Genomic DNA, 8,233 nt, shown 5'->3' with positions numbered 1-8,233 from the left:
AAAGTGCGTTCTTGGGGCGCGAGCTTTGTGGGGGAAGCTTCCCCCACAAAGCTCGCTTGTTTCCCCTGTCTTGTCTCGCCTTTTTTGACGGGGAACCCGTCCAAAGGCGAGCCGCAAGTAAAGCACCTTTTCAAGAGGGGGGTGCCCGTAGGGCGGGGTGGGTAGATCTCCGCAGCAATTCAAGCAATGTGCGAAGATCTAAAAGAGTGGATCGTAATGTCGCTAACGGCTATCGCTCATCAAGCAGCATCAACTAGACAGTAGTTAACAGTTCTTTCTCTTCCTCCTCAGTATCCCCGTAGTCGTAAGGGCCAGTAGTTAATACTGGTAAAACTTCAAAGTTTTCGATTTCTGGGGGTGAAGTGGTTTGCCACTCTAAAGTGAGCGCATTCCAGGGATTGTTACCAGCTTTATCGCCTTTGTAAGCACAGTAAATTGCATTGACTAAAAATGGTACTGTCGAAATCGCCAAGACGTAACTACCGTAGGTACAGACTTGATTTAAACCTTGGAACTCTGGTGCGTACATCGCAATTCGGCGAGGCATTCCCTGTAAGCCGAGGATGTGCATGGGTAAGAAGGTCACGTTAAAACCAACGTAAGTAAGCACGAAGTGGATTTTACCCCAAGTATCGTTAATATGTCGTCCGGTGACTTTAGGGAACCAGTGATAAATACCCGTGTAAATTCCGAAGACGCTCCCGCCAAACAAGACGTAATGTAAGTGAGCGACGACGAAATAAGTATCGTGAACGTGGATGTCGAATGGCACCGCAGCCAACATTACGCCAGTAATACCACCGATGACGAAGGTGGATATAAAACCCATCGCAAATAGCATCGCGCTGTTGAGATTAATTTTTCCGCCCCACATAGTTGCCAACCAACCAAAAATTTTAATTCCTGTCGGTACAGCAATTACCATCGTGGTAATCATAAAGAACATCCGCAACCAGGCAGGCGTACCGCTGGTAAACATGTGGTGCGCCCAGACGATTAAGCCGAGGAAACTAATCACCATACTAGAGTATGCGATCGCGCCGTAACCAAAAATTGGTTTGCGACAATGGGTGGGAATTACTTCGGAAATTACCCCGAAGAAGGGTAATACCATAATATATACGGCAGGGTGAGAATAAAACCAGAACATGTGCTGGTAAACGACAGGTTCGCCGCCACCAACTGGATTAAAAAAGGCAGTTCCAGCAATTAAGTCAAAGGAAAGTAAAATCAATGCTCCGGCAAGTACTGGAGTGGCAATTAACATTAGCAATGAAGTTGCTAACATCGCCCAACAAAACAAGGGCATTTGCATCATTGACATACTTGGAATTCGCATCTTAATAATCGTGGTGAAGAAATTGATTCCTCCCAAGATCGATGAAGTCCCCAATAATAACAGGGTCATAATCCAGATGCCTTCACCAACTTTACCTGTCAGTAAACTTAGCGGTGGGTATGAAGTCCAGCCAGCTTGGGCGGGGCCTAAAAAGAAGCTGAGAATTAGTAACAATCCCGTGGGGGGAATAATCCAAAATGCCACAGCATTAAGTTTGGGAAATGCCATATCTCGCGCCCCAATCATTAAGGGGAGCAAATAATTGGCAAATGCTCCCGTTCCCGCAGGTACGATCCACAAGAAGATCATGATCGTGCCGTGCATGGTGAACATGCTATTATATGTCGCCGGATCGACTAAATCGGCATCGGGAGTTGCTAATTCTGTCCGAATGCCTTCGGCGAGTAAACCACCAATAATATAAAAGATAAATCCAGTCACAAAGTACTGAATGCCAATTACTTTATGGTCGGTACTAAATGTAAAGTAGTCTTTCCAGGTGCGATGATGATGGACTACATCATCCTCTTTTTGCTGGGTGGGAATTGTTAATTCTGCTGTCATCTTTTAGGGAATAGGGAATAGGTTAATTTACACCCCAACCCCCCTTCACAAGGGGGGCTTTTGCTCCCTCCCCTTGTGAAGGGGAGGGCTGGTGTAGGGTAACACAGGCTACGCAGCAACTCAACCGAATTATTTGAGTGCGGGGGCAATTGACATCACCATCTGATGTTCGTGATGGAGGTGTGAAACCATTTCTGGTTTGATGCCCATTTCTTTCGCGTAGGGAGCTAAATACTTGCTAGGAGAAAGATTTGCCGGATTCATCGCAATTGTCTGCTTGACTACTTCTGCTTGCGCTTGAGTAGCTTGTTGCTGACTGGCAATCCACGCATCGTAATCTTCAGGCGTGTGGACTATCATTCGGGTTACCATCGAACCATGATAACCACCACAAAGTTCGGCACAACGGAGCGGATAGTTACCCACTTTATTACTGGTAAATCGCAGTTGGGTGGGAGTACCAGGGATGACATCTTGCTTGAGTCTCAGCTCTGGAATCCAGACGGCGTGAATGACATCTTGAGCGTTCATGTTTAGCTGTACTTCTTTACCGACGGGAATATGTAATTCCCCAGAAGTCACATTAGCATCGGGATAGGTGAAAATCCAGGCATACTGTAGTCCCAAGACATTGACACTAACACCTGCGGCTTTACCCTGATTGGCTGGAGATGCACCGACACCTAATGCCATTTGCGAGTTAGGTTTGGGTGAAATACCATCCATCGTCGCCGCCATTGCACTACCTTTACCACTGGGCGCACCGTGCATGGCATGAATGTCATTAGCAGTGGCGGGATCGAAACCACCCATTTCGTTGTAGATTTCAAAACTGTAAATCGAAATCCACAAGACGATCGCAGCGGGAATTGCCGTCCATAATATTTCTAATGGTACGTTACCCTCGATCGCGGCACCATCGCCCAGTTCTCCGGGCTTCCGCCGAAATTTAATTGCGGAAACGACTAACACACCTTGAACTAATAAAAATAGCCCTACCGAAATAGTCATCATGGCATTGAATAAGCCATCGATATGTGTTGCTTCTTCGGAAGCCGCCACGGGCATCAACCCGTGATTTTGTCCGTACCAGAGACTGACTAAGGTTAGTCCTATACCCAGCAGGAGCGTAATAATTGAGCTAGGAATATTCATCGATTGTTGCCAATATGAAAAAAGTTTACGGAATCGGGAATGAAAGCAATTGTGGCGTACTCGGAGATAGAGATGTGCTGTGAAATCTACCGAACGAAGCCGTTGTAACATCGTGCGAATAGATGTCGTCTATCTTTAGCACTAGGTTTAAAGATATTGTATTTAGTTTAGAAATTTAACTAGATGATGGCGATCGTCGCAATGTGGAGATTTGGCCAGCCAGTATTACTACCTTTACTAAGGTACCGTAGGCAATTAAAGCGATCGGCACTTATTTGCATTTCTTCAGATTTTCTTTGGGATTGTCAAACGATCGGGGTCGAGATGACATTAATATTTACATTCAGGCGATCTTTAACATTTTCTTTGGGATCTGACTCGATATCGAGTGTAAGTTCCGCCGGGTATGAATCATAGCCATTGGTTTCGCAAATTTACCAGATCCGACGCTCGGTTAATACCCTCGCAGCCACTAGGTATTAATGCTAGCTTGGAAACAATTGAGTTAGCGTAGCTAAACAATAGTTAGGCAAACAAACTCAGCGATCGTTAAATTATGTCAGATTCTGCACTTACCCCTCAATATCCTGCTAGTAAAGACGAATCGCGAATCGATCGAGAATGGGCACTGGCGATTCAAACTCGGCTCCGTCGCTCGATTTGGAAGATTGCGTTTGCAACACTGCTGCTGATGGCAGTCGGTAGTGCTACCAGAGTAATGAATGCTGGTTTAGCATGTCCCGATTGGCCGTTATGTTACGGGCAATTGGTACCCACCCAGCAGATGAATCTCCAAGTGTTTTTAGAGTGGTTTCATCGCTTAGATGCTGCCCTTATCGGCTTGAGTACGCTGCTATTAGTTGGCTCTGCTTGGTGGTTCCGCCATCAGCTTCCCCGCTGGCTGCCCTGGGCGACATTACTGGCATTGAGCTTAATTTTGGTGCAAGGAGCCTTAGGTGCCTTCACTGTCACCGAATTACTCCGCTTTGATATTGTCACCGCGCATTTAGGTACGGCATTGTTATTTTTTGTAACTCTACTGACGATCGGTACCTGTTTGCTCGATCCTCCTGCACACCCCACACCCTCGGTGGTTGAGCGGAGTCGAAACCACACCCCCACCCCCTACCTCCCCCTCACCGCTGCCATTTTTGTCTACATCCAAAGCATCCTCGGTGGATTAGTCGGCTCTAGATGGGCACTGCATCAATGTTTTGGGAATTCCGAACTCTGCACGGTGATGAATAGTCATCTAATCGGTGTAGTTCCGGCGACACTGAGCTGCATCGCCGTAGTTGTCGCAATCTGGCGCAACCCTAGCACCCCCAGATATTGCCGCGATTTAGCTACACTGATAGGGGGATTATTAGTCGGTCAAATCTTACTTGGCGTTGCGACTTTTAAACTACATTTACAAGTCGAAGTACTTACTGTTACCCATCAAGCGATCGGCGCACTCTTGCTCGGTACATTAGTAGTACTGACAGGATCTTTGTGGCGACTGAAGAACTCAAAAATTGCCCAAATCTCTTAGTCTCAAACCTCAAGTTTTCAGATTCTGCAGCAGTAAAAAATAAATCCCCAGTTTCTAAATATGCAAGAGCTTCTCGATCGGTCTATCGACACCAAACACCAAAGTTTTTCTGAAGTTATCCAGAGTTATTACCAACTTACCAAGCCGAGAATTATTCCCCTACTGCTAATCGTTACGGCTGCGGCAATGTGGTTGGCATCCGATGGGGCAACAGATCCGGTCTTGTTTTTAGTAACAGTTATTGGGGGAATGCTCGCCGCAGCTTCAGCCCAAACAATGAATTGTATTTACGATCGAGACATCGATTATGCAATGGAGCGGACGCGCAATCGTCCGATCCCGTCTGGTAGAGTCAAACCCCTTCATGCAGGGATTTTTGCAACAGTATTAGCAATCTTATCTTTTACGACTTTATTTGTATTTACCAATCTATTAGCCGCGCTCTTAGCGATGGCTGGAATTGGATTCTACATGTGGATTTACACCCATCTACTTAAACGCCATACGACGCAAAATATCGTCATTGGTGGAGCTGCTGGCGCGATTCCCGCACTTGTCGGTTGGGCGGCGGTGACTAATAGTTTGAGTATCGAAGCATGGGTATTATTTGCAATCGTCTTTATTTGGACACCGCCGCATTTTTGGGCATTGTCATTAATGATTAAAGATGATTATGCCAAAGTGGGAATCCCGATGTTACCTGTAGTTGAAGGTGAAGTTGCTACCGCCCAACAGATTTGGATTTATACACTGTTACTCATCCCCACCACATTGCTACTCGTCTACCCATTGGGTGCGTCGGGAATTATCTATGGCATTTGCGCCATCGGACTGGGTGGCATTTTCGTTCGCGAAGCCTGGAAATTATTACAAGCTCCTACCGACAAAAGTGTCGCGAAATCGATGTTTAAGTATTCGATTTTGTATATGATGTTACTCTGTACGGCAGTAGTTGTCGATAGTTTACCTCAAACACAATCGGCGATCTCACTGCTATTGAAATAATTAGCATTAGAGTTAGCAAATATTTTATCGATCGATCCGATCCTCAGACGTGATAAAAGTTACCGATACGCAGAGCATCTGAGGATTTATCACAATATGATAATTTCGAGCGCGATTTTGGGAATAATAGTAGCGATCGGGATACGATCTGTATCGATAAAAATATTTAACTAATCGAATCTAGGAGCGTGACTAATGCAAGATGGAAATGATGCAAGTAAAAAGACTACAGCAGGAATCTGTGGAATTTTAATCGGTGCCCTGGGGGTTCATAAATTCATTCTTGGGTATAATACCGAAGGTGCCATTATGTTGGCAGCGAGCATCCTCACCTGCGGGATTGCTAGCCCGATTATGGGTATTATTGGTTTGGTTGAAGGAATTATCTATCTGACTAAAACCGATAGGGAATTTATCGATACTTATATTGCCAGTAAGAAAGGTTGGTTTTAGAGACTAGTGAGGCTATCGCGATCGGCAAAAATCAGCCGCTATTTTGGGCTAGGAATCTGTGCTGCTCCACTAATTAGTAGCTATTTTTATGCAGCCGGATATCGAATTAACTTTATTTTTTGCCCCTGGCGACATTGGTTTGGTTCGATTTGTCCGAGTTGTGGTATGACTCGATCGTTTGTCTCGATCGTCCGTGGTGACTGGAAGCAAGCGATCGATTATCATTTATTTGGACCATTATTATTTATCTATTTAGGTACGTTAGTAATTCACTGGAGCTGGGAACTTAGCTCTGGTAATTACCAACAAACTTTTCATCTAAATTGGCTGCACTCTCGCCACATTCAAATTACAATTGTGGTAGTTTTTATCGGTTACTATCTCTTGCGACTCAATTCGATCGTACCTAATTCTCATCTCTAGGAGCATCAGCTAGTGAAACCCAAGCCTAAATTATTATTACTATTATTACCTGCTACTTTAAGCATGGGCTATTTTACATTGGTATCGGGATTGGATGTCAATATGTTCTCTAGAGAAATGCTAGTGATGATTCCACTTCAGGTATTAGCATTTGTCTATGTTGGCTATCATAACTCCCGCCTGAATCATAAATAAATAGCATTTCTAGGCGATCGATAAGATAAACTATAACACTACGATCGATTGCAATTTCCTAAGCTCAATCGTCATCGAAATGAGCTTCGATATCCATGCTACCGTGCAGAATGCGGACAATTTCCATGCCTTCCGAAGCATGGCGATAAAAAATTAGATGCCGTCCGACACGATATTTATAATAGCCTAACAGAAGATCGTCACATGCCCGTCCGCGCTGTGGTTCGATCGCCAATAAATGAAAAGCAGCATCAATTTTAGCAAGATAGTTATTTCGCTGTTCGTGTCCCCATGTAGCTTGTGTATATCGACCGATAGATAGTAAATCTTGTTTTGCGAGTTTGGTGATATGAAAGATTGACATTAGATAGATTGTTCCTTATCTAATTCTTCGAGTAAACCAGATAGAGAGTACTCAGCCAATCCACTATTTTCACCCTCTTGCAATGCTCTTCGCAAAGCTGCCAATTTCACTTCATGTTCTTCTAATAACCGGAGTCCCGCACGAATGGCTTCACTGGCTGAAGAAAATCGCCCTTGATCGATCTGACTGGCAATAAATGTGTCAAAATGTTCTCCTAGTGTCACGCTGGTATTTTTTTGCATACAGTTTTCGATCGATTACATACCAACATATATTATATGTTTGTATGTAATCGGAAAGTTGCCGATTTCGGCACCTTAGATACCTAACCCCGTAGCGCAGCCATTACCAACCCTGGGAGATTTTGCCAGGTGGGATAAGCTTCAAACTTGAGTAAATTCCGCGCCATTCCCAATAGATTTTTGTGAGTTGTAAACCAGGGGGGAGTGGGGAAGATCCGAAATGGTGCGTAAACGACGGATTTTTGGGGTCGATCGAATAAATAGCTATTATGGACGAAACCAATGCCCGAACCGATATCGGCAAGGGTGTTTCCGGGATAAGCACCCCAAGTTGTCGAGCTGAAATAGAATAACATTGCCGACCAAATATTTACCCCGATCGCACCATACCGGAGATTGGCGATCGCCGTGTCGAATTCTTGGTGATATTTTTTCTGAGTTTGAGGATCGATTAACACGGTACAAGAAAGCGTCCCCCAGACGCTCTCGTTGGCAAATTCCACAGCTTTAACGAGAAAATCGGGGGCAGATGAGGATTCGATTGTCACTTCGGCTAAGATGCCGCAAAATGCCTCTTCAGTTAGGGCATATTCGCCCGCTACGGGCGGTACATTGGGAATTAGCGTCCACGGAACGATTTCTAGAGTCTGCGTCTCTAGCGGCTCGGATTGAGGGTATCTGTCAAGGAACGATCGATAGCGATCTTGGGCACCGGGATAGTAGGCTTGACGTGGGGGAATGGCGGCTAATTCGCGTCTGACGGCGGCTAAAAATTCAGCCCGCTGCGCCCAACCGGAGGCGGTGACGAGTACTTGTCCCGACGCACAATTAAAGCTGGCATTATGGGCGATCGTACTGGCAACCTGACGTGATTGAAAGGTAAGATCGGACTGCGACCATTTACCTGGTACGACGAGAATGGGCGTAACGCAGCCGAGTTCGGAAGTGATGGGTTTAGT

At 45.3% G+C, this 8,233-nt stretch carries 9 protein-coding genes and 1 pseudogene; 5 read left to right on the top strand and 5 right to left on the bottom strand.

Going from position 1 to position 8,233, the window contains the following annotated elements:
- Positions 1-253: 253 nt before the first annotated feature.
- The gene (ctaD, locus tag RMO79_RS18015; RefSeq protein WP_310484621.1) at positions 254-1,903 is read right to left on the bottom strand and encodes a cytochrome c oxidase subunit I; all 1,650 of its coding nucleotides are present in this window, start codon (positions 1,901-1,903) and stop codon (positions 254-256) included.
- Positions 1,904-2,032: 129 nt separating this feature from the next.
- Positions 2,033-3,058, bottom strand: a complete 1,026-nt coding sequence (locus RMO79_RS18010) for a cytochrome c oxidase subunit II (RefSeq protein ID WP_310484620.1) — start codon at positions 3,056-3,058, stop codon at positions 2,033-2,035.
- 556 nt (positions 3,059-3,614) lie between these two features.
- Between RMO79_RS18010 and RMO79_RS18005 the strand changes: the two genes are divergently transcribed.
- From RMO79_RS18005 to RMO79_RS17985, 5 genes are all read left to right on the top strand, one after another.
- Positions 3,615-4,592 (top strand): heme A synthase, encoded by a 978-nt coding sequence (locus RMO79_RS18005; protein WP_310484619.1) that lies wholly within the window; start codon positions 3,615-3,617, stop codon positions 4,590-4,592.
- Between the two features lie 60 nt (positions 4,593-4,652).
- On the top strand, positions 4,653-5,597 hold the full coding sequence (locus RMO79_RS18000; protein ID WP_310484618.1) for a heme o synthase: 945 nt from the start codon (positions 4,653-4,655) through the stop codon (positions 5,595-5,597).
- Between the two features lie 195 nt (positions 5,598-5,792).
- Complete coding sequence (locus tag RMO79_RS17995; RefSeq protein ID WP_310484617.1) at positions 5,793-6,050, top strand: TM2 domain-containing protein; 258 nt, start codon at positions 5,793-5,795, stop codon at positions 6,048-6,050.
- A 6-nt stretch (positions 6,051-6,056) separates the two neighbouring features.
- A complete protein-coding gene (locus tag RMO79_RS17990) occupies positions 6,057-6,473 on the top strand; it encodes a DUF2752 domain-containing protein (RefSeq protein ID WP_310484616.1) in 417 nt (138 codons plus the stop codon).
- A 12-nt stretch (positions 6,474-6,485) separates the two neighbouring features.
- Complete coding sequence (locus RMO79_RS17985) at positions 6,486-6,668, top strand: hypothetical protein (protein WP_310484615.1); 183 nt, start codon at positions 6,486-6,488, stop codon at positions 6,666-6,668.
- Positions 6,669-6,732: 64 nt separating this feature from the next.
- Here RMO79_RS17985 and RMO79_RS17980 read toward each other — a convergent pair whose 3' ends face one another.
- The 3 genes and pseudogenes from RMO79_RS17980 to RMO79_RS17970 all read right to left on the bottom strand — a co-directional run.
- Positions 6,733-7,032 carry a type II toxin-antitoxin system RelE/ParE family toxin gene (locus RMO79_RS17980; protein ID WP_310484614.1) on the bottom strand — a complete coding sequence of 100 codons (300 nt, stop codon included), beginning with the start codon at positions 7,030-7,032 and terminating at the stop codon, positions 6,733-6,735.
- Positions 7,032-7,274 carry a type II toxin-antitoxin system ParD family antitoxin gene (locus RMO79_RS17975; RefSeq protein ID WP_310484613.1) on the bottom strand — a complete coding sequence of 81 codons (243 nt, stop codon included), beginning with the start codon at positions 7,272-7,274 and terminating at the stop codon, positions 7,032-7,034. Before RMO79_RS17975 ends, RMO79_RS17980 begins: the two co-directional genes overlap by 1 nt.
- 83 nt (positions 7,275-7,357) lie before the next feature.
- A pseudogene (locus RMO79_RS17970) lies at positions 7,358-8,233 on the bottom strand (NAD-dependent aldehyde dehydrogenase); the annotation flags it as partial.

It is taken from the genome of Chamaesiphon sp. VAR_48_metabat_403 (genome assembly GCF_031422475.1).
GTDB lineage: Bacteria > Cyanobacteriota > Cyanobacteriia > Cyanobacteriales > Chamaesiphonaceae > Chamaesiphon.
This window is presented reverse-complemented; position numbering and strand designations above follow the sequence as displayed.